Here is a 23,501-nt window from a genome sequence, read left to right on the forward strand (position 1 = left end):
GCTCCACCCGTGAGTAGAGTCGTGAAGGAGACACAGGACGCGACGAGCGAGGACGCCGACCCCGCGCACGTCGACCGGGCGTGGTGGAAAGAGTCGGTCGTCTACCAGATTTACCCGCGGAGCTTCAACGACAGTGACGGCGACGGCGTCGGCGACATCCCCGGCATCATCGAGAAACTCGACTACCTCGACGACCTCGGCATCGACATCGTCTGGCTCAATCCGGTGTACGAGTCGCCGAACGCGGACAACGGCTACGACATCGCCGACTACCGCTCCATCATGGACGAGTTCGGGACGATGGGCGACTGGGAGCGGCTGCTCGAAGGGCTCCACGACCGCGACATCCGGCTCATCATGGACCTCGTCGTCAACCACACCTCCGACGAGCACGCGTGGTTCACGAAGTCGCGCGACCCCGACAGCGAGTACCGCGACTACTACATCTGGCGGCACGGTCGCACCGACGTCGACGGTTTCACCGGTCACGAGGGGCCGGAACACGAGGCTCCGCCGAACGAGTGGGGGTCGTTCTTCGGCGGTCCCGCGTGGGCCTACGACGAGCGGAGCGAGGAGTGGTACATGCACCTGTTCGACCGAAAGCAGCCCGACCTCAACTGGGAGAACCCCGAGGTGCGCGACGAGGTGTTCGAGATGATGGAGTGGTGGCTGGAGAAGGGCATCGACGGCTTCCGGATGGACGTCATCAACCTCGTCTCGAAACCCGACAGCGTCACCCAGCACGACCCGCCGCACGTGTACGACGACTTCGACGCTACCATCGACGGCCCGAAAGTCCACGACTACATCGGCGAGATGGGCGACAGAGTGCTCGCCGACCGCGACGTGTTCACCGTCGGCGAGATGATCGGCCAGGAGATGTCGATGGAGGAGGCGCTCCGGTACGTCGGCGACGACGGCGACGGCCTCAGCACGCTGTTTCACTTCGACCACGTGCTGCTCGACCAGGGCGAGAACATCTGGGACTACCACGGCTACGAGCTCGGGGAGCTGAAACGCGTCTTCAGCCGCTGGCAGAACGGCCTCTTTCCCGACGGCTGGAACAGCCTCTACCTGAGCAACCACGACCAGCCGCGCCTCGTCTCGCGCTTCGGCGACGACGGCGAGTACCGCGCCGAGTCGGCGAAACTGCTCGCGACGCTCCTCTTCACGCTCCGCGGCACGCCCTACGTCTTCCAAGGAGCCGAAATCGGTATGACGAACTACCCGTTCGAGTCGCTGTCGGAGTTCCGCGACGTGGAGACGATAAACCCCGTCCGCGACGCGCTCGACTCCGGCGAGGTGAGTTCCTTCGAGGAGATAAAGGGTGGCCTGCGCGAGAACAGCCGGGACAACGCCCGCACGCCCGTCCAGTGGTCCGACGACGAGAACGCCGGCTTCACCGACGGCGAACCGTGGATAAACGTCAATCCGAACTACCAAGAGATAAACGTCGAGGCCGCCCGCGACGACCCGGCGTCGGTCTGGCACTACTACCGGCGACTCATCGACGTGCGAAAGGAGAACGACGTGCTCGTCTACGGCGAGTACGACCTGTACTACCCCGACCACGACCGCCTGTGGGCGTACACTCGAACGCTCGGCGACGAGACGGCGCTCGTCGTGCACAACTTCGCGGATCGGAAGACGGCGTTCGAACTGCCGGCGTCGGTTCGGGAGTCGGTCGACGACACGACCGCCGAACTGCTGCTCGGTAACTACGACGCGGCCGACGGTCCCCCGGTCGAACACGACGTCGACGCGCTCGCTCTCCGCCCGTGGGAGAGTCGCGTCTACCGTCTCGGTTGACGCGTCGTACGATCCGACGCGGCGGCTCGCTCGCCCGTCTCGTCCGACCCAATCTGCTATGGGTGTCCCTTCTGACGGCTCTGTCCGCGACCCACGTCCACGTCTGCGCCGCGAACGAACGACTCTCGCGGCTGTTGTGAGGTGGACTGCCGGCGGAAAAAACTTCGACAGTCGTCGGAATCGACTCCGTTCGTGCGGTTAGCCTATCTATGTTGGCGACGGCTACTACCGGTCGGAGGCCGTACGGACTACCCGTCGGAGCCCTCGCGGCCCGACCGCCATGAAGGTGGTGAGCAAACTGGTGTGTCAGCATCTCTCTACCTTTCTCCCGAAATCAGACGGTTAGCCGGCGCTGTCGCCGCGACGGTACTCCTCCTGCACTCACAGGCTGTGCCAGTCTCAAGTGACTGTGCCGCCGCCGATACCGACGCGCGTGACCCGAACGTCCGCCGAGGGGACTGACGGAGTCGAAACCGTGAAACCCGCCACCCGCGAATTCTCCGACAACGAATGCTGACGAAGCGCATCATCCCCTGTATCGACGTGGACCTGGACGACGACGGGAATCCGGCCGTCTACACCGGCGTCAACTTCGAGGACCTCGAGTACACCGGCGACCCGGTCGAGATGGCGAAACGGTACAACGAGGCGGGCGCCGACGAGTTCGTGTTCCTCGACATCACCGCCTCCGCCGACGGCCGCGAGACGATGCTCGACACCGTCTCGCGCGTCGCCGACGAGGTGTTCATCCCGCTGACCGTCGGCGGCGGCATCCGAACCCGCGAGGACATCAAGGAGACGCTCCGCGCCGGGGCCGACAAAGTCTCTATCAACACCGCCGCACTGGAGCGTCCCGAACTCATCACCGAGGGCGCGGCGGCGTTCGGCAGTCAGTGCATAGTCATCAGCGTCGACGCCCGCCGTCGCTACGACGAGGAGGGGGAGTACTACGCGCAGGTCGACGGCGAGTCCTGCTGGTTCGAGTGCACCGTCAAAGGCGGCCGCGAGGGGACCGGAACCGACGTCGTCTCGTGGGCCGAAGAGGCCGAATCCCGCGGCGCGGGAGAGCTGTTCGTCAACTCCATCGACGCCGACGGGACGAAAGACGGCTACGACATCCCCCTGACGAAAGGCGTCTGCGACGCCGTCTCGACGCCCGTCATCGCCTCCTCCGGCTGTGGCGGTCCCGAAGATATGTACGAGGTGTTCACCGAGGCTGGCGCGGACGCCGGCCTCGCCGCCTCCATCTTCCACTTCGGCGAGTACTCGATTCGGGACGTCAAGGAGTACTTGGACGAACGCGACGTGCCGGTTCGACTGTAACCGCCGCCGTCCGTCCGGTCGTCTCTCGTTCGGTCACCTCTCGTCCGGTCGTCTCCCGTCCGGTCGTCTCCCGTCCGGTCATCTCTCGTTCGGTCGTTTCGCCCCAATGCGCGCCGTCGGCACGTCCGACGAACGCTGATTTATCTGGCCTACGTACACGGAGTATGAGCGCGCCGACCGACTGGAAGGAGACTCTCGAACAGCACCGCCGAAACAAAGACAGCTACTTCAGCGACAACCCGCAGTCGCCGATTCCCGACGCCGAACGCCACGACTTCGAGGGGTTGCGGTACTACCCGCCCGACGACGACTACCGCTTCGAACTCGACCTGCACGAACACGACGAGAAAGAGCAGGTGGTCGTCGCGACGACGACCGAGGGTGAGCGGGAGTATCTCCGTTGGGGCGAGTTCCGGTTCGACGTCGGCGGCGAACGGCAGACGCTGCAGGCGTACCGCCGAGATGCCGACGACCCGGGACTCTGGATGCCCTTCCGCGACGAGACCAGCGGCGAGGAGACGTACGGGGCGGGGCGGTATCTCGACTTACACCCCGAGGACGACCGCGCCGACGACGGCCGGTGGGTCGTCGACTTCAACCTCGCGTACAACCCCTTCTGCGCGTACTCCGCGCGCTACGAGTGTCCGATGGTGCCGGTCGAAAACTGGCTCGCCGTCGCTATCGAGGCGGGCGAGAAGACGTACGAGTCGAGCGAAGGCTACGACGCCACCGCTGAGTGAGCGGCGGACAGCGGGAGAGAGAAAGCGGACGGAGCGGCGAGTTTACGCGCCGGCGGCCGACTCGTAGGCGTCGCGGAGGCTACCCATCTGCGTCTGGACCCGTCCGGCGGCGTCGCCCAGCGCGTCGAGCGGGTCGGTGCCGTCGGTCTTGACGGTCAGCACCGGGTCGGTCTGCCCGCCGGACTGTTCGGGGTTCATGTCGTACGTCGCGGCGACGACGCTCTCCGTCTCCAGGAGCGCGCCCTTGAGCACGTTCATGAACGTGTGGTCTTCCCCGGCGACCTCGATGCGGAGTTCCTCGTCGGTCTTGTCGATGACCCGCAGTTCCATGCTCCTGCGTTCCCTTCCGGGCCGGTTTAGTGTTTCGTCTTTGCGACGACGGCGGCGGCGCAGACGTCCGCGGCCCCGAACCACGGTTCGGAGCGGCCGACCGCGAGTCAGTGCATCGCGTCGCCGCCGTCGGGACTGAGTGTCTGGCCCGTGTAGTAGTCGCCGCCGTCGCCGGCGAGCAGTATCGCCGTCGGGACCACGTCGTCCACGTCGCCGATGCGGCCGAGCGGCACCTCCGCTTTCTTGTTCTCGCGCCACTCCTCGGTGGTGTCGTCGAGGAGGTCGGTTTCGATGGGGCCCGGCGCGATGGCGTTGACCCGCACGTCGGGAGCCACCTCCCGAGCGAGCGCGCGCGTGAAGGCGATGACGCCGCCTTTCGCGGCCGAGTAGTGGGTCAGCTCTTCGGCTCCTTTGATACCCAACTGAGAGGCGACGTTGACGACCCGGCCGTCGCCTCGGTCGAGCATCCCCTCGATGGCGAAGCGCGTGACGAGAAACGTCCCCCGGAGGTCGACCGAGATGGTCCGGTCCCACGTCTCGACGTCCATCTCGTCGAGCGGCGACGGTTCGAGGACGCCCGCGTTGTTCACGAGCACGTCGACGCCGCCGAACCGCTCTTCGACCGCCGCGACGAGCTCCCGGGCGTCGTCCTCGTCGCTCACGTCGGCCTGTTCCACGACGGCGGTACCGCCGTCGCTCTCGATGGCCTCTCGCACCTCTCGGGCGGCCTCCTCGTCGGAGTGGTAGTTTATCGCGACTGCGGCCCCCTCGCTCGCAAAGCCTTCTGCGATGCCGCGTCCGATACCTTTCGATGCGCCGGTGACGAGCGCGGACGTACCGTCGAGTTCACCCATACGGTGTCGACACTCCGCAAACACAAAGTCACCATGTCGGTCGATAACACGTTCTCGATGGATTCGGTGTCCGATTGCGCGGTCACTCCGTCGAACACAGCTTTTTGACAGATGGCAACCCACCGAGCGGTATGACGCCCTCCACCCACGGCCGACTCGTCGCCGGCGCGGTCCGCATCGGATCGCTCGGCTTGTTCGGACTCCCCACCTATCTCGTCACGGTTCGTGCCGCCGAGATTCTCGCGTCGCTCGCCGTTGGCTCGCTCTCCGGCGAGTGGGAAGTCGTCGCGTCGGTCGCCGCCGTCGCTCTCTCGTACGTGGTAGTAACCGAAGTCGCCGCCGTCAGACTTGACGGGTTCGCGGCACTCAGCCGGAGCGGTCGCCTCCCGAATCTGGTGCGCCACGTGACGCTCTCTGTCGCCGTCTTCGCGGCGGTCGTGGTCACGGTGGAGTTTCTCGCGTCGGGTTTCGTGTGGGCGGTATCCCGCGACCACACCGTCCTCTTCGGACTCGGGACCGTCGTCGCGGCTGCGGTGACGTGGGCGCTCGGTCGGGCGCTCTCCGCGTTCTACCGCGGCTATCGCGGTGACGACGGGGTCTGACACACCTGCCGTCTCCGGCGGCGGTGTGACCAGTTTCAAGTGACCGAGTTACCGAGTCCGGTCGAAGTGCCGCGAAAAGCGGCCCCGACGAGCACAGCGAGTACGCCGACGCGTACCGCTGTCAGCGATGCAACACCACGAGAGAACGACCGGCTACAGAACTCGCCGACTGACGCTACGACCGTGCGTCGACTGTCGGGAACAGGTCTTCGATATCCGGGTCGTCGTCGACGAGTTCGTACTCGTTGCCGTCGCGTTCGGCGACGCCGCGTTCTTCGAGGTGCGCGAGGTGGGCGTACGCTTCGCCGGGACCGTGGAGCACGTGGATGTTCTTCAACTCGCCGAACAGCTCCGCACTCACCGTCCACGGGTCGCTCGGGCCGCGCTCGCGCAGCACGCCGACGACGTTCTCGGTCCGTTCGCGGTGGTGGTCGAGGATGGTCGCCGCGCGCGCAGCGGGGTCGTCGATGACGTCGCGGTGACCCGGCCACGCGCGGTCGAAGTCGCGGTCGATGAAGCGGACGAGGCTGTCGACGTACAGTTCCAGCGGCGCGTCGAGGCGCACGTCCGCGCCGCCGACGTTCGGGGTGTACTTCGGGAGAATCGCGTCGCCGACGAACGCCTCCTCGCCCGATTCGCCCTCGAAGGCGAACGCGGAGAGGCCGGCCGAGTGGCCGGGGAGGTGGACCGCCTCGTACTCGCGGCCGTCGATGGCGAACGTGTCGCCGTCCTCGAACGGCGTCACCTCGGCGGGGCGACCCGCGAGGCTCTCGTGCTCGGAGAGAAAGTCGAGCAGTTCCTCGCGGCGGTCGTCCGGCAGGCCCCACTCGCGGAGTTTCCGGCGCGTCGTCTCGTTCTCGGCCGAGAGCGCGCTCTCGTCGCCGGCGACCAGCGGCGCGTCGGCTTCGTGGACGCGGACGACGGCGTCGCTCTCGGCCTGTATCTCGCCGGCGAGGCCGGCGTGGTCGTAGTGCCAGTGGGTGAGGAGAATCTCGTCGACGTCGGCGAAGCTAACGCCGAACGCCGCCAGTTCGGCTTCGAGTTGCTCGCGGACGTCCGTCGTCGCGACGCCCGTGTCGACGAGGGTCGTCGTCTCCCCGTCGAGGAGGTAGACGTCGTTTTTCCCCTCGAAGACGGTGTTCCCCAGTTGGATTCGCTTCACGGTCGACCCACTCGGCGAACCCGTATGAGGTTTCCCACTTTCGATCACGACGGATTCAATCCTCGCGTTCTACCGTTTTCGGCTTTTCTTGAAAGTCACGCTCCGGTACATTCAAACCGGGGGCTTGCGTAGCGCTTCCGCAACAGGGCATGCCCGAAAACTTCTACGACCTCCTCGGCGTCTCCGACGACGCGACACAGGCGGAACTGAAAGCCGCCTACCGGGCGAAGGCGCGCGAGTACCACCCCGACGTGAACGACGACGACCGCGCGACCGCGCAGTTTCAGACGATTCGCCGGGCGTACGACGTCCTCTCCGACGAGTCCGAGCGCGCCGACTACGAGCGACTGGGCCACAGAACGTACGTCAAAAAGCGGATGAAAGGCTACCCCTCCGCGTCGCGCTGGGGCGACGACGAGGACTCGTCGAGTTCCCCGAGTTCGAGCGGTTCGTCCGGCGCGTCGTCGCGTTCGAGTCGCGCCGGTACGTCGAAGTCGAGCAGTTCCGCGTCGACCACCTCCGCGTCCCGCTCGTCGACCGCTCGCTCGGCTTCGGCGTCCGGTACGGCTTCGTCGACGAGTTCGACGGGGACCTCCCGCGGTCGGTCGAACCGCCGGTCGAGCGGTCGAACCGCCGGCGGAAGCGTCGGCGGCCACGACCCCGACGCGGCCGATGCCCGCGCGAAAACGCGGGAGGCACGCCGCGCACGCCGTCGTCAGCAGCGCCGGCAGAACCAGGTTCGGTCGTCGCGCCGTCGCACTCTCCTGCACCACTGGACGGCCGTCTTCGGTGCGACGATACTGTACGTCGCCGGCGTCGCGCAGTACCTCTTCGCCCAACTCCCCGCGCTCGACGCGTTCGCGTCCGAGCTCGCGAGCGCACCGTCGGTGGCGACGCTGCGCGGGTCGTACGGTCTCGACGGCCTCCTCCCGTTCGTCCTCGAAGCGACGCAGACGCCGACGGCGACGCCCGAGGCGCTCCTGTTTCCCGTCGGTGCGGTCGCACTCCCGCTCTCGCTCGTCGTCACCGTCCGCCGGTTCGGGTCGGGGACGACGTGGCTGTACGCCGTCGGCGCGCTCGCGCCGACGGTCGCGCTCGGCCTGAGCGCCGCGCTCGCACCGATGGTCGCGCTCGTCTTACTGCTGGCCGTCGTCGTGCCCGTCCTCTCGGCGACGTGGTTCCTCGGCGACGTGGGCAGGTATCTGTGGGCGACGCGGTGAACGCCGCCTCCGGCGGCGAACAGTTCGACTCCCCTGATTTTTCCTTCCGGCGCTCGTACTCGCCCGTATGAGTCCGCCTTCCGACACGACGTGGCGGGTACCGCTCCGCGGCGTCAACGCGTATCTCGTCGACGCCGAGGGACTGACGCTCGTCGACGCCGGGACGCCGATGGACGCCGCACGCCTCCGCGAGTACGTCGAACGCGCCGGATACTCGCTGTCCGAACTCGAACGCGTTCTCCTCACTCACTACGACTTCGACCACGTCGGCGCGCTCGCCGAACTGGCGGAGATGGGTCTCGACGCGCCCGTTTACGCCAGCGAACCCGACGCGAGCTTTCTGCTCGGCGAGGCGAAACCGCCGCTCGGCAACCGGAAGGGGGCTCTTCAGCGAGCGCTCGGCGCGTTTCTCGACGCGCCCGACCTCTCGGTCGAACGCGTCGTCGACGGCGACGCGGTCGGTCCGTTCGTCGCCTACCGGACGCCCGGGCACACGCCGGGGCACACCTCCTTCGTCCACCGCGAGTACGGACTGGCGCTCGTCGGCGACCTCGTCCGCGGCGACGGCGGTCGGTTCGCGCGCCTCCCGTCGGCGCTCGCCTACGACGCCGACCGCAACGACGAGAGCGTCCGCCAGTTGGCCGAGCACCTCGACGACGTCGACGTCGTCGGGACGGGTCACGGCGCGCCCGTCCGCTCCGACGGCGGCCGGCGGTTCCGCGAGTACGCCGACTCGCTCTGAGCGCCCGCGTGCGTCCATATTGATAATTCCATCTGAACGACCTGTCCGTACCGTTATTTCGTCGGTTACCATCACGTTCGTTGATGACACAGCACAACCTCGAATCGTACGAGGAGGCGTACGACTCGTTCGCGTGGGACGACATCTACGGCGAGGCCGACTGGGACGCGCCCGAGCGCCTGAACATCGCACACGAAGTGTGTGACCGCCACGCCGCCGACGGCGAGAACGTCGCGCTCCGCTACGTCGGCACCGACCGATCCAGCGAGACGCTCACCTTCGCCGAACTGAAGGAGCAGTCGAACCGCTTCGCCAACGCGCTCGAATCGCTCGGCGTCGAGCGCGGCGACCGGGTGTTCTCGTATATGCCGCGGGTGCCCGAACACTACGTCGCGCTCGTCGGGGCACTGAAGCGGGGTGCGGTGTGGGGAAGCGTCAACGAGCGGTTCGGCCCCGACGGCATCGCCTACCGCCTCGACGACTGCGACGCGAAACTCGTCGTCACGACTGCCGAGAACGAGGAGACGGTGGAGCGGGCGCTCGACGACGCGCCCTCGGTCGAGACGGTCGTCGTCTTCGGAGCCGACGGCGACCGCGGCGAGCGGCGACGGGGCGACGAACGCCACGACGACGTGGACTTCGACCGGGCGCTGTCGGAGGCGAGCGACGAGTACGAGGCGGCCGAGACGGGCGGCGAGGACGACGCGCTGCTCTACTACACGAGCGGGACGACCGGACTGGCGAAGGGCGTCCTCCACAAACACCGGTGGGTCGCGGGCGTCGCGGCGACTCAGCGCTTCGCCGTCGACCTCCAACCGGACGACCTCTACTGGAGCACGGCCGATTTGGGCTGGCTCACCGGTCCCATCAACACGCTCGGCGCGTGGTTCTGGGGGACGACGCTGTTCACGTACGAGGGCGAGTTCGACCCCGAAACGTGGGCCGACCTGCTCGACGAGTACCCCGTCTCCGTCCTCTTCAGCGTCCCCACCGCCTACCGGATGTTGCGGGCGAACGAAGAGGTGCTCGCGGGCGTCGACCTCGACCTCAGACACGCGTTGAGCATCGGCGAGCCGCTGAGCGCGGGCGTCATCGACTGGGCCGAAGAGTGCCTCGGCGTAACGGTGTACGACACCTACGGACAGACCGAGACGGGGAACATGGTCGTCAACAACTACCCGACGATGGAGCTCCGACCGGGGAGCATGGGCAAACCGCTGCCCGGCGTGACCTCCGACATCGTCGACCCCGAGACGGGCGAACCCCTGGGGCCGGGCGAGACGGGCGAGATCGCCCACCGCGGCGAGTTCCCCTGCTTCTTCGCCGAGTACTGGGACAAACCCGAACAGACCGCCGACTGCTTCGTCGGCGACTGGTATCTCTCGGGCGACCTCGCCCAGAAGGACGAGGACGGCTACTTCTGGTTCGAGGGCCGCGCCGACGACGTCATCCTCTCGTCGGGCTACCGCATCGGTCCGTTCGAGGTAGAGTCGTCGCTCGGCGAACACCCGGCCGTCGCGGAGGCGGCCGTCGTCCCGAAACCCGACCCCGAGCGCGGCAACATCGTGAAGGCGTACGTCGTCCTCGCCGAGGGTGAGACGCCGTCGGACGACCTCGCCGAAGACGTCAAACAGCACGTCCGAAACGAACTCTCCGCGCACGAGTACCCGAGAGAGGTCGAGTTCGTCGACGACCTGCCGAAGACGGTGACGGGCAAGATTCGGCGGACCGAACTGCGCGACCGGACCGACGACCCGACGGCGTAGCTCGACCAGTTACGTTTCGACGGCGTCGTCGCGGCCGAGGTGACGTCGCTCGGAAGAGTAGGAGACGGTCCGCGCTGCGGACCGTCTCTGACCAAGCCACTGCGGTGAGCACCAGTCCGCAGTCGCAAGCGGCGGCATGGGCATCCACGCGCGCCAACTACCGATTTGATATATTCTAATAAAAATCCTCGGTTCAGTCCAATATCGGCCTGAACACTCGATGATGGTGGCAAATCGAACAGAAAGTGGGCGAGAAGCTGTTGGATACGCCAACAACGTAAAAACGCGTCCGCATCGCTGGACAGTCGTCTCGAAGCACCGGTAATTATAATTATTTTTCGAATCGGACTCAGCGAACGAGGTACGACTCGCCGCCGGGGAGGAATCGACCGAGGTCCGTCTCGCGGCGGTAGTCCGTCGACTGGAGCGTCAACAGCGCTTCGACGAGGCGGTCGGCGTCGTCGTCTTCCCACTCCGCGGGGTCTTTGACCGGGACGACGAGCCAGCCGCTGCCGCGCATCTCCGTCGCGTGGAGCTTCTCCATGTCGATTTCGGTTTTCCACGCCTGAGCGGTGTACGTCTCGAGGACGTGCTTCGTCGCCCGCGCGCCCACGGGCACGATGACGTGCGCGGCGATGGCGCGGAGTTCGGCGTCGAAGAAGCGTTCCATGTCGTCGTACTCCGCTTGCGTCGGCGTCGTCTCCGCGACGCACATGTGGAGGTACGAGAGAAACGTCCGGTCGACGTCCGGTTCGTCGCCCGCGCTGCGGAGTAACCCCGCGTCGACGAGCGTCTCCTGGAGTTTCAGACCCGCCTCGTTCGTAAAGGGGACGCCGGCGTCGGCGCCGCCGTGGACGCCGGGGTGGTCGCCGACGACGTGGAAGTGCGCGTTGGCGTCGCCGTAGCCGGGGACGAACTCGGCGCAGGACGGCCGCATGCCGAACGGGTTGCTCGTGCGGTCGGTGACGTTCTTCACGGGGGCGAATACGGCGGCTGAGCGTTATAAGCGGCGTGATTCGGGCGACGTTTCGAGCGGCGGAGAGCGACTCCGGCCGACCGGTACTCAGAGTTCGACGCCGGAGGGGATGAGACTCCGCCGTCGCATCAGGTCGCCGTCGGCGTTGTAGACCAGAAACGTCGTCTTCTCGTAGGCGACGAGCGGTTCTCCCTCGATGGAGAGTTCGACCCGGTACCGACCGTCGTCGTCGCCGGAGGCCTTGCCGTACTCGCGCGCGGCGCGGATGAACTTCAACACGTCGTCGGCGTCCTCGTTCAGTTCGAGGACGAAGTCGCCGGTGATGCGGTTCGTGACGCTGACGACGCCCGGCGCCTCCGGGTTCTCGTCGAGCGATTCCTGGAGCCGAAACGCGACGTCGGTCTGCTTCGCCTCGAGCAGCTCCCCGTCGACGTCCGAGAGCCGCCGCTGAAGGAGTTCCGCGGGCCCGTAGAAGTCGATTTCGACCGTCGGCTTCTCGGGCGCGTCGCCGGTCTCGACCCAGTCGATGTGTTCGACTGCCAGTTCGAAGTAATCCCGCCTCATTCGATAGCAGGAAGTTCGGTTCGAGGCGGTATGAACGTAACGCCGTCGTCTGGGTACCGACCCGTTTCGACGCGTCACCGACGCCGAATGTGGTTCCCCGACGCGACTGTCTCCGTCGTCGATATGACGACCACGAACGGTTCCGTCGTTGTCGACGTGCCCGCTCGTCCGACTGCACGCGACATCGCGCTCGGTCACCCGCTCGCGCCGCTCACGCTGGACGCTCGGTTTTAAGACCCCTGCGCCGGAATGGTCGCTGAACTTCGGAAGAACAGAATGTCAGACGATTCGATAACTCCCGACGACCCGCCGACGCGGTTCGACGTCCTTCGCCGGCGCGCGGAACGAACGCTCGAACTGTTGCGCGGCGTCGACGTGTCGGTCCGCCCGCTCCGCCCGCAGACCGACGGACCGCTCGCGACGTTCGACCCGCCGAGCGGACACGAGGAGGTCGACCGCTACTGGGTGAACGCGCCGTACGCCTACGTCGTCGTCACGTACGAGGCCGACGAGAACGCCCACCGCTACCACACGGTCGAACCGGACCTCGACGCCTTCGAACGACGGCTGCTCGGCCGGGTGTCGACGGACGTTCGGGAACCGCTGCTGTTCGGCGACGACGCGGCGAGCGCCGCCGAGAGCGCGAACGCGGCGCTCGAAGACGACCCGCTGGCCGACGCGCTCCGCGAACTGCTCGAATCGTACGGCGTCTCGCCGGACGCGGAGAGCTTTCACACGCTGCTGTACTACCTTCACCGCAACTTCCGCGGCTTCGGCCGCATCGACCCGCTGTTGGCCGACTCGCGCATCGAGGACGTCTCCTGCGACGGCTACGGCGTTCCGCTGTTCGCCTACCACGACGACTACGCCGACATCGCGACCAACATCCGGTTCGACCGCGACGAACTCGACAACTTCGTGGTCCGCCTCGCCCAGCAGTCGGGGCGGCACATCTCCGTCGGCGACCCCATCGTCGAGACGACGCTGCCCGACGGCTCGCGCGCGGAACTCGCCCTCGGCGAGGAGGTGACCCCGCGCGGGTCGGCGTTCACCATCCGTCAGTACGCCGAGGAGCCGTTCACCCCCGTGGACCTCGTCGACTTCGGCACCTTCAGCGTCGAGCAGATGGCGTACCTGTGGCTCTGCATCGAGCACAACAAGTCGCTGGTGTTCGCCGGCGGCACGGCGTCCGGAAAGACCACTTCGATGAACGCCGTCTCGATGTTCATCCCGCCGCGGGCGAAGGTGCTCTCCATCGAGGACACCCGCGAACTCGCGCTACACCACGACAACTGGCTGTCGGCTATCACGCGCGAACGCCGCCACGAGGGCGCGGACGTCGACATGTACGACCTGCTGCGCTCGGCGCTCAGACACCGCCCCGAGTACATCCTCGTCGGCGAGGTCAGAGGGGAAGAGGCCGTCACGCTGTTTCAGGCGATGAACACCGGCCACACGACGTTCTCGACGATGCACGCGGACAGCATCGAGACGGTCATCAACAGACTGGAGAACGAACCGATCAACGTGCCGCGGGCGATGGTGCAGTCGCTCGACATCCTCTCGATACAGACGCTCGCCCGCTTCGACGGCGAACGCGTCCGCCGCACGAAGGTGGTCGGCGAACTCGGCGGCATCGACCAGCGGACGGGCGAACTCGACTACTCCGCCTCGTTCTCGTGGGACGCCGGCCGCGACGAGTTCGCTCGCCACGACAGCGACCTGCTCGGCGAGATTCAGGACGAGCGCGGGTGGAGTCGCTCGACGCTGCTACGCGAACTCGACCGACGAAAGCGGTTCCTCGACGCGCTCTGCGAGCAGGGTATCTCGGATTTCCGCCGCTTCACCGCGTTCGTCGACCAGTACTACGCCGACGCCGAGGCCGCGATGGCGCGGGTCGCCGCCGCCGGGGACGAGCGCGTCGACGCCGATGGAGACGACCCCGTCGACACCGACGCGGGCGCGCACGTCGACCCGGCGACCGACGGGGCGAGACGGTGATTCTCGCTACGGGAGTCGCGGCCGCGGTCGCGCTCTCGGCGCTGCTCTGCGTACCGCTCTGTCTCTCGCTCGTGCACCCGCCGACGAACCGCGTTCTCACCCGGGCGTCGACGCTCCTGTTCGGCGAGTTCGTCGACGGCGACGGCCCCCGGAAAGCCCGGCAGGTCGACCGCCTCCGGGCCGCCCACGTCGCCGAGACGCACTACACCCACGCCGCGCGGACGCTGTTGTTCTCGGCCGCGCTCGCGCTGGTCGGCGCGTGTCTGGGCGTCGCCGTCGGCCTCGTTTCGGTCTCTTCGCTCGAAGCGGCGGGAACCCTCGCCGGAACCGCACTCGTCGACGACGCCGGGTCGATTCGACACCCGGCTCGGTTTTCGCTGCTTCTGGGACTCGGCGGGGTGTTCGCGGCGTCTCTCGGCGCCGGTTCGTACTGGCTCCGCTGGTATCTCCACGACGCGACGGCGCGCACTCGCTCGAACAGCATCGACGCGTCGCTCCCTCGAACCGTCGCGTTCACGTACGCGCTGTCGAGAAGCGGCACGTCGTTTCCGACGGTGCTGTCGACGCTCGCCGACAACGACGACGTCTACGGCGAGGCGGCGACCGAGATCGGCGTCGCCGTCCGCGAGATGGAGACGTTCGGCATCGACGTGCTGACGGCGCTGTCGCGGACCGCCCGCCGGACGCCCAGCGAGGACCTCGCCGAGTTCAGCGAGAACCTCGCGAGCGTTCTCGGGAGCGGTCGAAACCTCTCGGGCTTCCTCCGCGACCAGTACGAACGCTACGAGTCGAAAGCCGAGTCCCAACAACTCCGGTATCTCGAACTGCTGGCGACGTTCGCGGAGGCGTACGTCTCGGTTCTGGTCGTCGGACCGCTGCTGCTCGTCACTATCCTCGTCGTCATCGGCCTCGTGCTGAGCGACACGCTCCCGATTCTGCGGTTCATCGTCTACCTCGGTATCCCGCTGGCGACGGCGGGGTACGTCGTCTACGTCGACAGTCTCACCCAGTCGTACCGACCGCCGTCGAACCGCCTCGACCCCGGCGACGAGGGCACCGCCGGCGGTACCGTACCCGACACCGATGTCACGGCCGACACCGACGCCGTAGCCGACACCAGCGCCGTGACCGACGGCGGGACGGCGACGGCCGACGCCGCCGAGCCCGGAGCGGGAGACGGGGCGGCCGACCGGTGGCGGGCCGACCGAGAACGGCTCCGACTGTTCGACCGTCTCCGGCCGATTCGGTCGACGCTCTCGGACCCGTACGGAGCGCTCCTCGACCGGCCGGTTCGAGCGCTGCTGTTCGGCGCTCCGCTCGCACTCCTGTGGTTCGCCGTCCGCGTCGACTTCTCGGCGGTACCGGACGAGTTCGTCGCCGCGGTGACGGCGCTCGACGGGCCGCTCGTCGAGGCGGCGGTGCTCGCCTTCGGCAGCGTCGCGCTCGTCCACCAGCTCCGGAAGCGCCGCATCCGCGCCTACGAGGCGGCGGTGCCGGACTTCCTCGACCGGCTGGCGAGCGTCAACGAGGCGGGACTGACCGTCGTCGAGAGCTTCGAGCGCGTCGCCGAGAGCGACCTGGGAGCGCTCACGCCCGAGGTACGGCGGCTCTGGCGCGACATCGAGTGGGGCGCGGACCTGGAGACGGCGCTGGCGCGGTTCGACCGCCGCGTCGACTCAGGGATGGTGACGCGGGCGACGGCGCTCGTCGCCAACGCCACTCGCGCCAGCGGCGACCTGGGACCGGTGCTTCGCATCGCCGCCGACGAGGCCGAGGCGACCCAGCGCCTGCGCGAGGAGCGCCGCCAGGAGATGCTCACCTACCAGCTGGTCATCTACATCTCGTTTTTCGTCTTCCTCGCCATCGTCGCCGCGCTGACGCTCGCGTTCGTCCCGGCGGTTCAGGAGGCGCAGGCGGCCGCCCCGGACGCGGGTACCGCCTCCGGGACGACGGCGGGACTCGTCGGCTTCTCGGACGTCGCCGTCGAACTGTACACGCTCACGCTGTACCACATGTGCGTCGTCCACGCGGTGTGCTCCGGCGTCGTCGCGGGGCAACTCGGCGAAGGAACGCCCGCGGACGGCATCAAACACGTCGCCGCCCTGCTCGCGCTGACCTCGCTCGCGTTCGTCGCGCTGTGAGCGCCGAGCGCCGGCCGCACGCGACGACGATTTGCGCGGGTCGGCGCAACGCAAGCCGAAGCCCTGTGGGTTGAACCGATGCGGGTCGAAGTCCTGTGGGTTGAACCGATGCGGGTCGAAGCCCTGTGGGTTGAACCGATGCGGGTCGTAGCTCTGTGGGTTGAACCGATGCGGGTCGTAGCTGGTTTATCCTCGCCGACGAACGGACCACCATGGACGGCGACCCGTCGCCTACGACCGACGACCCGCGAGCGACGTACGACGCCATCGCCGAGCACTTCGCGGCGACCCGCGAGTACCCGTGGCCCGAAGTGGAGTCGTTCGTCGCCGAGTCGACGGCTGACGAGCAGGCGACGCGAGCGCTCGACCTCGGCTGCGCGAACGGCCGTCACTGCGAGTTGCTGTCGGAACACGCCGCTTGCGTCGTCGGCCTCGACGTGAGCCGCGAGCTCCTCCGCGAGGCCCGAAAACGCGCGACCGAACGCGGTTTCGATGTCTCGCTCGTCCACGGCGACGCCGCGCGGTTGCCGTTTCGCGCGGAAACGTTCGACCTCGCGGTGTACGTGGCGACGCTGCACCACCTCACGACGCGGGAGGCGAGAGTCGACAGTCTCGACGAACTCGCGCGGGTACTCCGCCCCGGCGGCCGGGCGCTCGTCAGCGTCTGGAGCACCGAACACGGCAAGTTCGAGGAGAGCCAGGGATTCGATACGACCGTGGACTGGACGCTCCCGGGCGGCGAGCGCGTTCCCCGCTTCTACCACATCTACGACCCCGACGAGTTCCGAGACGACCTCGATTCGAGCGGGCTCGCGCCCGTCGACGTGTTCGTCTCCAGCGGCAACTGCTACGCCGTCGTGGAGTGAGCGAGAACTCGTCGCCGCCGACGCGACAGCGGAGTTCGTGACTCGACACCGGGGGTCTGTAGCTCGACACCGACGGTTCGTGACCCGACACTGGGGGTTTGTGACCCGACACTGGGGGTTTGTGACCCGACACCGGAGGTCCGTGTCACGGTTTCGCGGGCGGGCGCACGGGTCGCACGCGAGCTAAGTTATTAAACGGGAACCGTTCTAAAAGGAGGCTAATGAGTGAGACCTCAGCGGCTGGCGACCCGGCCGAGTCCGACGCCGACGCGCGAGACGCGTCGAGCGGTACGACGGAATCGTACGACGTGGTCGTCGTCGGCGGCGGCCCCGCCGGACTCTCGACGGCACTGTACACGACGCGGCTCGGCCACGACACCGCGGTCGTCGACCGGGGCGGCGGCCGCGCCGCGATGATGCTCGACACGCACAACGTCATCGGCGTCACCGAGGACGTCTCGGGCAACGAGTTTCTGCAGACGGCCCGCGAACAGGTCGAAGAGTACGGCGCGACGTTTCACCGCGACCTGATAACCGAGGCCGAACGGACCGACGACGGTCGGTTCCACCTCGTCGGCAACGACGGCGAGTTCCTCGCACGGCGCGTCGTCATCGCGACCGGCTTCTCGGACGAGCGACCGGACCCGCCGCTGCCGCGGACGGGGAAGGGGCTACACTACTGTCTGCACTGCGACGCGTACATGTTCGTCGACCGGCCGGTGTACGTGATGGGCAACGGCGAGAGCGCCGCCCACGTCGCGATGATCATGCTCAACTTCACCGACGAGGTCGACCTGCTGCTTCGCGGCGACGACCCCGAGTGGAGCGACGAGACCGACGAGCAGCTCCGCGCGCACCCCGTCGACGTCGTCGAGGCGGAGATTACGGGGATGCGAAAGCGCGACGACGGCTGGCTGGATGGGTTCGAGTTCGACGACGGCGAGTTCCGCGAGTATCGGGGCGGGTTCCCGATGTACGGCTCGAACTACAACACCGACCTCGCCGAACAGCTCGGCTGCGACCTCAACGACGACGGCACCGTCGCCGTCGACGACCACGGGCGAACGAGCGTCGAAGGGGTCGTCGCCGTCGGCGACATCGTCCCCGGCCACAACCAGGTCCCGGTCGCGATGGGGCAGGGCGCGAAAGCCGGCATCGGCATCCACTACGACCTGCGGGAGTTCCCGCGGAGCCTCGAAGAGATCCGCGAAAACGGCCCCGTCGAACGCGAGGAGACGCCGGGAATCGGCGCTCGCGTCCGCGAGGCCGCCCGCGCCTTCGGGGAAGCCGGTGCGCCGCCCGCGGACGACGACTGACGCCTCGGTTCGACAGCACCGACGGTGCGGCGGTCCGCCGTCCGTTCGGGTTCGTTTCGGTCGGAGTCCCGATGGGAATGATTGAATACCCCGACCCGTCGTAGCTCCGTGCTGATGAGCGATTCGAGAAGCCCTCCTCCCGCGGCGAGCGTCCGCGCTCGCCTCGCGGCGGCGCTCACGGCGCGTTTCGGCATCGACACGCGAGCGCTGGCCGCCTTTCGCATCTCGCTCGGTCTGTTGCTAGTCGCCGACCTCGCCCTCCGCGCACGGTATCTAGAGGCGTTCTACACCGACGCCGGCGTACTCCCGCGAGCGCTGTTGTACGACCTGTACCCGACACTCTCACAGCTCTCGGTTCACACGCTCTCGGGCTCCCTGTGGGTTCAGGCGCTGTTGTTTCTGTTCGCCGGCCTCTGCGGGTTGGCGCTGCTTCTCGGCTACCACACGCGAACAGCGCTGCTACTCTCGTTTCTCCTCCTCGTCTCGCTGCACGCGCGCAACCCGGGCGTGCTCAACGGCGGCGACTCCGTGCTCCGTCGTCTCCTGTTCTGGGGGCTGTTCCTCCCGCTCGGCGAGCGGTGGTCCGTCGACGCGCTTCGACGGGTCGAAACGCCGAGGGAGCGAGCGGCGACTCTCGCCTCCGCCGCGCTGTTGGTTCAGGTCGTGCTCGTCTACGCGGTCAACGCGGTGTTCAAACTCAGAGGCGACCTCTGGCTCGACGGCGAAGCGGTCCGCTACGTGCTGAGCCTCCAGCAGTTCACGATTCTGCTCGGCGACACGCTGGCGCAGTTCCCGGCGCTGCTCCACGCGTTCGACCTCCTCTGGCTGGGGTTAGTCGTCGCGTCGCCGCTGCTGCTTGTTCTCACCGGCCGCCTCCGAACGCTACTCGTTCTGGCGTTCGCCGGGATGCACGTCGGGATGCTGCTCACGATGCGCATCGGCCTGTTCCCGCTCGTCTCGGTAACGGCGCTTCTCGTGTTCCTCCCCCCGTCGGTGTGGGACTGGTCGGTCGACCGATTCTCCGGTTCGGTCGAACGCGCCGCGGGACGGCTCGGCCTCGCCCCGAGACTCGCTCGACTTCGCCCTGACTCCGGGTCCGCGTCCGAGCAGACAGCCGGGTCGCGATTGGCTACTATCCGACGCTGGTGCGGCCGCGCCGCACCCGCCGACGGCCGACTGGTGGTACGTCGCCCCCGGCGAACTCCAGTCCGGCGAGCGCGTCGACGCGTACTACCTGTCGCCACCGGTCGAAGACCGACCCGACACGATGGAGATGTACCCGAGTTCCCGCTGGCGCAAGTACATGGGCGACCTGCGTTACGCGGACGACGACCGCTTGCAGCGCGAGTTCGCGGAGTATCTCTGTAGTCGCTGGAACCGAGCACACGACGACGAGTTGGCGACGGTCTCGCTCTCGTACGTCAGTCAGCCGACGCGGTTCGACGGTCCGGAGCCGACCGAACGGCACGAACTGCTAACGTACAACTGTTCGACCGGTGCGTGAGCGAATCGGCGGGTGCCGCGTCGGTCCGTGTCGGCCGACGAACGCGAAGAGTAACACCCTTATTCTCTCGTATAGAACTGGGTAACTGCGCGCCGGTGGTCTAGTGGTAGGACCTGAGCCTTCCAAGCTCATGGCCCGGGTTCAAATCCCGGCCGGCGCACTCCCTTCGGTCGCGCGCCGCCCGACCCTCGCAAACCTTCGGTTTGCTCGGTCCCGGCCGGCGCATGGCGTACCCATTGCGCACACCGATTTTCGGATGTCTGTGCGGTGCACAAAATACGGACATCACAACTTATCAAGTAGGTATAAGAGGTGAGGAGTCACTGTTGCACTTCTCTGGACTGCGTAAAGGTATTCACGGGAGGGAGAGGAAAACGTGACTGAGACCTCTCGTAGGGTTGTTTTTGTTCGTGAGATTTCCTGCTGTAGATGTGTATTCTTCCACAGGAAGTGTTTACATCAGCGGTACCGCTCTTCATATGGGATTTATATCTGTTTTCTCGGGAAAACTGCCATACTGCGATGGGGTGTTTACAGAATTTAGATATTCACATCAATTAGTGGGGAAGTATATGGAAGAGCCACACTCCTCTCCTCCTGTGCCCTCTACAAACTCTCTAAACATACAGTATGCTCGTCACTTGATGGTGTAATTGATATGAAATCGAGGTTAAAGCTCAACGCAGCATGGCTGTTTGGCTGATGTGATGTGGCTGTAACTGCTGCGTCGTTGATGTAAAATGACTCTCTCCTGTAACCGCAATTGAGAGAATCTATTCGCTAGATTCAATAGATACTGTTTTTAGCATAATTTGGATATCGAGCATAGACTTCTTCAATCAATTGTGAAAGCAGCATATCGTTGTACTCTTCTTTAATTTCTTCTGCAACTCTAAGGGTCTTTTGTACCTCTTCTTGATTCAGTTGAGTCTCAAAGAGGTCTTCCCCACGTCTTTGAATCGAATAGATGTACTTCACTTTGTCCTCAGAGAGCTCCTCTTGTGAATCTTCTATCTGATTTTGATCTGAGAGGGAGTCTAGATCCTCATATAATTCCTTAGAGAAAGGACCGTAATCATACGCAATGAATTCATAATCATCTGACGAGAGAACTTCCTTATCTACACTCTCGAAATGTTTCTGCATTAGGAAAACCATCTTTTGAAGGCGCGTTCGACCTTCGATTGGCTCCTGATCGCAAGCATACATTAGTGCGACTGGGAGCATTTTCCTGTGCATTTTATGACTCTTCTATTGCTTCGTCATAGAGATGGTCAAACTCCCTGATAAAAATACTTGCCATAGATTTATCCTGGAAGACGATTCCCGTCTCATTTTGTCCTGATTTCATTACTACGTATTCCTCATCAATCACATAGAACGACTTGTTCGCCCCTGTGTGTGGGTGAACAGACACTCCTTCGTCTTCGAATTGTTCAATCTGCTCCTGGCGTGGATTCCAAATCATCAATTGGACATTGACGCCCTCGTCAGAGAGGCGGCGCAAAGTACGCATGTCCTCTGTTCGATACCACCGTGGGTCGCGCTCAACCCCTTTAATGCTGCTTTCAGCTGTGTCCATCAATTCTCGTGTTTTTCGCACCGTTCCTGCCTGACCTCCTAATATCCAAGCAGAGTTCGTAGAAGAGGTAGACTCTGATTCATTAAGCTCGTGGGCAGTAACAAGAGTCTCTTTCGCCTCCTCGAATTTATCTTGCTTTTCAGTAATAATTCTACCCGGATTTTGAGCTCGGTACCGTGCAGGATTTCTCTCTCGTCTTTCTATTACGCCGTCTTCTCGTTCGAGACTATCTAAGACGTCGTATATTCTCCCCTGTGGTATATCCGTCCGTACCACGATTTCTCGGGCTTCAAGCGGACCTTCCGCAACTAGCACCCGATAGGCTTCCGCTTTGTATTGGCCCCACCCCATGATATCCTGGAGTGTCTCGTCAACCTTCTCCAGCGACTGCGCATCCCCACTCATTCTATACAACCACTTTTGTGGTTGTTTACTATAACCTTATTCACAGTATCCATAGCAACTCCATTTTTGGTGTTTATACGCGCCTTCATGTCACTTCTCCCTGAATGTCAATCTGCCATGAGCATGGCACACCACGACGACGAAGACGAACCGAACGACGAACGACTCATCAACGCGCTTCCCACGCGCGACATCCGTCGGGGACTCCAGAATACCGACACCGACGTCGACGAGAACGCATCTCGTGACGAAATTCTGAATGTCCTCAGGAGCCACCCGAATAACAACCAGCTCCGTTCGGACATCCGCAAAGGTGCGAAAACACGCGTACTCGAGGAGTGGGCTAACAAGGTCGACAATATCGAGAACGCCGGCCAAGGCTTCCACGTCGTCCGCGACAATCTGAGCCTTCGAGAGATCTACTACTACGATTCGTACTTCCAGTACACCGACCACACCTCGCGGGTCTACCTCGCACAGGAACTCGGCGGCCTGCTCGGAGACATGGCCGAGTCCGACGAACTCTCGAAAGACGAGTTCATCAACTTCTGTGAAGCAGACGACGATCTCGACGACGCGTACGTACAAGCCGTTGAGGACATTCCGGCGCCTCTTATCGGAGACCTCGACGATACGTTCCGACCGCGTCTCATCGAGTTCGAGGACGAGAACCACATCTACGCCGAGTACTGGAAGACGGGCAAGACGAAGAGTGACTTCGACGTCACCACGGGTGACTACGAGAAGATCCGGACCGTCTATCGTGCAGTTCTGCGAATCGACCTTCGGACAGGACTCATCGAGACTGCAGGAGACAGTAGTCAGCAAAAGAACAAGGGACTCGTCCAACGATTCCTGAGCGAATTCAGCGGCTCGGATACGGTTCGACGAGTCGAAATCCGCGGTGCCGACATCCGTCGGACCAAGGACCACCTCGCGCTCGTCACGACGCTCAACGAGTTCATCGGCGACGCGGCGAAAGTCCGATTCACGCGGGACCAGAGCGGGAACGTCGAAGCTGATCCGGCGCACGCGGACGTCGAAGGAGACCGTGACTATTCGCGCTCGAACTTCCAGGTAATCATCGGCAAAGAAGACGGTGAGTGGGGCCTCGTCTACCCGATTGAAATCGGTGAGTACGGCGAGGAAGACGAAGAAATCGCGATTGGGGAGATTCTCGACGCGATGGATTCCGACTATGAGGACACCATGAGCCTCACTATCGGTCTCAACAGCGAGAAGGCGACCTTCCGCATCCAGAAGAAGTCGATGGCCCCCACTACTCGTCGGCGCATCCTGCAGATGCTGGCCGACGAACTCGACTGGACGGCGTAAAAACAGCATTCAACTTTTTATTTAGAGTAGTCACAGGAGTCTCATCTCCCTCTGTGAGCCAGAAGCTCATCGTCTGGGGTTTTATGCCGTCGCATCCATTCAACTTGGATAACAGGCATCCGAGGGCACCTGGTGTACTAGTGGCCCCTCGAAATCGCCAGATTTCGAGATGTAGCCTTCCAAGCTCATGGCCCGGGTTCAAATCCCGGCCGGCGCATTTTCTGCCGAACGGAGTGAGGCGAAAATCGCCTCGCCGGATTCTG

The 23,501-nt window shown here is 65.0% G+C and carries 20 protein-coding genes and 1 tRNA gene; 14 read left to right on the forward strand and 7 right to left on the reverse strand.

Going from position 1 to position 23,501, the window contains the following annotated elements; all coding sequences use genetic code 11:
• The first annotated feature begins 21 nt into the window (after positions 1-21).
• The 3 genes from FCF25_RS12120 to FCF25_RS12130 all read left to right on the forward strand — a co-directional run bounded on the left by FCF25_RS12120 (position 22) and on the right by FCF25_RS12130 (position 3,872).
• Complete coding sequence (locus FCF25_RS12120; protein WP_137048880.1) at positions 22-1,809, forward strand: alpha-glucosidase; 1,788 nt, start codon at positions 22-24, stop codon at positions 1,807-1,809.
• A 510-nt stretch (positions 1,810-2,319) separates the two neighbouring features.
• Entirely contained in the window at positions 2,320-3,132 is an 813-nt protein-coding gene (gene hisF, locus FCF25_RS12125) for an imidazole glycerol phosphate synthase subunit HisF (RefSeq protein WP_137048881.1), read from the forward strand.
• Between the two features lie 164 nt (positions 3,133-3,296).
• The gene (locus FCF25_RS12130) at positions 3,297-3,872 is read left to right on the forward strand and encodes a DUF1684 domain-containing protein (protein ID WP_137048882.1); all 576 of its coding nucleotides are present in this window, start codon (positions 3,297-3,299) and stop codon (positions 3,870-3,872) included.
• A gap of 42 nt (positions 3,873-3,914) precedes the next feature.
• On the opposite strand, the gene FCF25_RS12135 is transcribed toward FCF25_RS12130, so the two are convergent.
• Together FCF25_RS12135 and FCF25_RS12140 are read right to left on the reverse strand one after the other, a co-directional pair.
• On the reverse strand, positions 3,915-4,202 hold the full coding sequence (locus FCF25_RS12135; RefSeq protein ID WP_117591790.1) for a DNA-directed RNA polymerase subunit L: 288 nt from the start codon (positions 4,200-4,202) through the stop codon (positions 3,915-3,917).
• A gap of 107 nt (positions 4,203-4,309) precedes the next feature.
• The gene (locus FCF25_RS12140; RefSeq protein WP_117591788.1) at positions 4,310-5,056 is read right to left on the reverse strand and encodes an SDR family NAD(P)-dependent oxidoreductase; all 747 of its coding nucleotides are present in this window, start codon (positions 5,054-5,056) and stop codon (positions 4,310-4,312) included.
• 131 nt (positions 5,057-5,187) lie between these two features.
• Here FCF25_RS12140 and FCF25_RS12145 point away from each other — a divergent pair, with 131 nt between their 5' ends.
• On the forward strand, positions 5,188-5,658 hold the full coding sequence (locus FCF25_RS12145; protein ID WP_117591786.1) for a hypothetical protein: 471 nt from the start codon (positions 5,188-5,190) through the stop codon (positions 5,656-5,658).
• A 175-nt stretch (positions 5,659-5,833) separates the two neighbouring features.
• Here the strand turns inward: FCF25_RS12145 and FCF25_RS12150 are convergent, their stop codons facing one another.
• Complete coding sequence (locus FCF25_RS12150) at positions 5,834-6,820, reverse strand: MBL fold metallo-hydrolase (protein ID WP_117591784.1); 987 nt, start codon at positions 6,818-6,820, stop codon at positions 5,834-5,836.
• Positions 6,821-6,969: 149 nt separating this feature from the next.
• On the opposite strand from FCF25_RS12150, the gene FCF25_RS12155 reads away from it, so the two are divergent.
• The 3 genes from FCF25_RS12155 (at position 6,970) to FCF25_RS12165 (ending at position 10,548) form a co-directional block, all read left to right on the forward strand.
• Positions 6,970-8,040, forward strand: a complete 1,071-nt coding sequence (locus FCF25_RS12155) for a DnaJ domain-containing protein (protein WP_137048883.1) — start codon at positions 6,970-6,972, stop codon at positions 8,038-8,040.
• 67 nt (positions 8,041-8,107) lie between these two features.
• Positions 8,108-8,782 carry an MBL fold metallo-hydrolase gene (locus tag FCF25_RS12160; protein ID WP_117591780.1) on the forward strand — a complete coding sequence of 225 codons (675 nt, stop codon included), beginning with the start codon at positions 8,108-8,110 and terminating at the stop codon, positions 8,780-8,782.
• Between the two features lie 83 nt (positions 8,783-8,865).
• Complete coding sequence (locus FCF25_RS12165) at positions 8,866-10,548, forward strand: acyl-CoA synthetase (RefSeq protein WP_137048884.1); 1,683 nt, start codon at positions 8,866-8,868, stop codon at positions 10,546-10,548.
• Positions 10,549-10,897: 349 nt separating this feature from the next.
• Here the strand turns inward: FCF25_RS12165 and FCF25_RS12170 are convergent, their stop codons facing one another.
• Both FCF25_RS12170 and FCF25_RS12175 read right to left on the reverse strand, forming a co-directional pair.
• Entirely contained in the window at positions 10,898-11,524 is a 627-nt protein-coding gene (locus FCF25_RS12170) for a uracil-DNA glycosylase family protein (protein ID WP_137048885.1), read from the reverse strand.
• 87 nt (positions 11,525-11,611) lie between these two features.
• Positions 11,612-12,088 carry a DUF5793 family protein gene (locus tag FCF25_RS12175; protein WP_117591775.1) on the reverse strand — a complete coding sequence of 159 codons (477 nt, stop codon included), beginning with the start codon at positions 12,086-12,088 and terminating at the stop codon, positions 11,612-11,614.
• Between the two features lie 276 nt (positions 12,089-12,364).
• Here FCF25_RS12175 and FCF25_RS12180 point away from each other — a divergent pair, with 276 nt between their 5' ends.
• The 6 genes from FCF25_RS12180 to FCF25_RS12205 all read left to right on the forward strand — a co-directional run bounded on the left by FCF25_RS12180 (position 12,365) and on the right by FCF25_RS12205 (position 20,076).
• Entirely contained in the window at positions 12,365-14,089 is a 1,725-nt protein-coding gene (locus FCF25_RS12180; protein ID WP_137048886.1) for a type II/IV secretion system ATPase subunit, read from the forward strand.
• Positions 14,086-16,230, forward strand: a complete 2,145-nt coding sequence (locus FCF25_RS12185; protein WP_168191248.1) for a type II secretion system F family protein — start codon at positions 14,086-14,088, stop codon at positions 16,228-16,230. Before FCF25_RS12180 ends, FCF25_RS12185 begins: the two co-directional genes overlap by 4 nt.
• Positions 16,231-16,442: 212 nt before the next feature.
• On the forward strand, positions 16,443-17,096 hold the full coding sequence (locus tag FCF25_RS12190) for a class I SAM-dependent methyltransferase (protein WP_137048887.1): 654 nt from the start codon (positions 16,443-16,445) through the stop codon (positions 17,094-17,096).
• Positions 17,097-17,317: 221 nt separating this feature from the next.
• Positions 17,318-18,412 carry an NAD(P)/FAD-dependent oxidoreductase gene (locus tag FCF25_RS12195; protein ID WP_137048888.1) on the forward strand — a complete coding sequence of 365 codons (1,095 nt, stop codon included), beginning with the start codon at positions 17,318-17,320 and terminating at the stop codon, positions 18,410-18,412.
• A 114-nt stretch (positions 18,413-18,526) separates the two neighbouring features.
• Positions 18,527-19,780: an HTTM domain-containing protein gene (locus tag FCF25_RS12200; protein ID WP_254425860.1), complete on the forward strand. Its 1,254-nt coding sequence runs from the start codon at positions 18,527-18,529 to the stop codon at positions 19,778-19,780.
• Positions 19,781-20,005: 225 nt separating this feature from the next.
• Positions 20,006-20,076, forward strand: a tRNA-Gly gene (locus FCF25_RS12205).
• A 626-nt stretch (positions 20,077-20,702) separates the two neighbouring features.
• Here the strand turns inward: FCF25_RS12205 and FCF25_RS12210 are convergent.
• Positions 20,703-21,062, reverse strand: coding sequence for a type II toxin-antitoxin system antitoxin SocA domain-containing protein (locus FCF25_RS12210; RefSeq protein WP_168191249.1), 360 nt, complete (start codon positions 21,060-21,062; stop codon positions 20,703-20,705).
• Positions 21,063-21,156: 94 nt separating this feature from the next.
• Positions 21,157-21,903 carry a TrmB family transcriptional regulator gene (locus FCF25_RS12215; RefSeq protein ID WP_137048890.1) on the reverse strand — a complete coding sequence of 249 codons (747 nt, stop codon included), beginning with the start codon at positions 21,901-21,903 and terminating at the stop codon, positions 21,157-21,159.
• Between the two features lie 117 nt (positions 21,904-22,020).
• Between FCF25_RS12215 and FCF25_RS12220 the strand changes: the two genes are divergently transcribed.
• Positions 22,021-23,238: a hypothetical protein gene (locus tag FCF25_RS12220; RefSeq protein ID WP_168191250.1), complete on the forward strand. Its 1,218-nt coding sequence runs from the start codon at positions 22,021-22,023 to the stop codon at positions 23,236-23,238.
• The last annotated feature ends 263 nt before the right edge of the window (positions 23,239-23,501 follow it).

The organism is Haloprofundus sp. MHR1 (assembly GCF_005155585.1).
In the GTDB taxonomy this organism is placed as follows: domain Archaea; phylum Halobacteriota; class Halobacteria; order Halobacteriales; family Haloferacaceae; genus Haloprofundus; species Haloprofundus halophilus.

What these genes read in the sequence shown, in the direction of transcription:
- FCF25_RS12140 (WP_117591788.1), bottom strand. Translation starts at nt 5,056, where the DNA reads ATGGGTGAACTCGACGGTACGTCCGCGCTCGTCACCGGCGCATCGAAA.
- FCF25_RS12135 (WP_117591790.1), bottom strand. Translation starts at nt 4,202, where the DNA reads ATGGAACTGCGGGTCATCGACAAGACCGACGAGGAACTCCGCATCGAG.
- FCF25_RS12175 (WP_117591775.1), bottom strand. Translation starts at nt 12,088, where the DNA reads ATGAGGCGGGATTACTTCGAACTGGCAGTCGAACACATCGACTGGGTC.
- FCF25_RS12215 (WP_137048890.1), bottom strand. Translation starts at nt 21,903, where the DNA reads ATGAGTGGGGATGCGCAGTCGCTGGAGAAGGTTGACGAGACACTCCAG.
- FCF25_RS12155 (WP_137048883.1), top strand. Translation starts at nt 6,970, where the DNA reads ATGCCCGAAAACTTCTACGACCTCCTCGGCGTCTCCGACGACGCGACA.
- FCF25_RS12210 (WP_168191249.1), bottom strand. Translation starts at nt 21,062, where the DNA reads ATGCAGAAACATTTCGAGAGTGTAGATAAGGAAGTTCTCTCGTCAGAT.
- hisF (WP_137048881.1), top strand. Translation starts at nt 2,320, where the DNA reads ATGCTGACGAAGCGCATCATCCCCTGTATCGACGTGGACCTGGACGAC.
- FCF25_RS12145 (WP_117591786.1), top strand. Translation starts at nt 5,188, where the DNA reads ATGACGCCCTCCACCCACGGCCGACTCGTCGCCGGCGCGGTCCGCATC.
- FCF25_RS12190 (WP_137048887.1), top strand. Translation starts at nt 16,443, where the DNA reads ATGGACGGCGACCCGTCGCCTACGACCGACGACCCGCGAGCGACGTAC.
- FCF25_RS12130 (WP_137048882.1), top strand. Translation starts at nt 3,297, where the DNA reads ATGAGCGCGCCGACCGACTGGAAGGAGACTCTCGAACAGCACCGCCGA.
- FCF25_RS12200 (WP_254425860.1), top strand. Translation starts at nt 18,527, where the DNA reads ATGAGCGATTCGAGAAGCCCTCCTCCCGCGGCGAGCGTCCGCGCTCGC.
- FCF25_RS12165 (WP_137048884.1), top strand. Translation starts at nt 8,866, where the DNA reads ATGACACAGCACAACCTCGAATCGTACGAGGAGGCGTACGACTCGTTC.
- FCF25_RS12180 (WP_137048886.1), top strand. Translation starts at nt 12,365, where the DNA reads ATGTCAGACGATTCGATAACTCCCGACGACCCGCCGACGCGGTTCGAC.
- FCF25_RS12220 (WP_168191250.1), top strand. Translation starts at nt 22,021, where the DNA reads ATGAGCATGGCACACCACGACGACGAAGACGAACCGAACGACGAACGA.
- FCF25_RS12160 (WP_117591780.1), top strand. Translation starts at nt 8,108, where the DNA reads ATGAGTCCGCCTTCCGACACGACGTGGCGGGTACCGCTCCGCGGCGTC.
- FCF25_RS12195 (WP_137048888.1), top strand. Translation starts at nt 17,318, where the DNA reads ATGAGTGAGACCTCAGCGGCTGGCGACCCGGCCGAGTCCGACGCCGAC.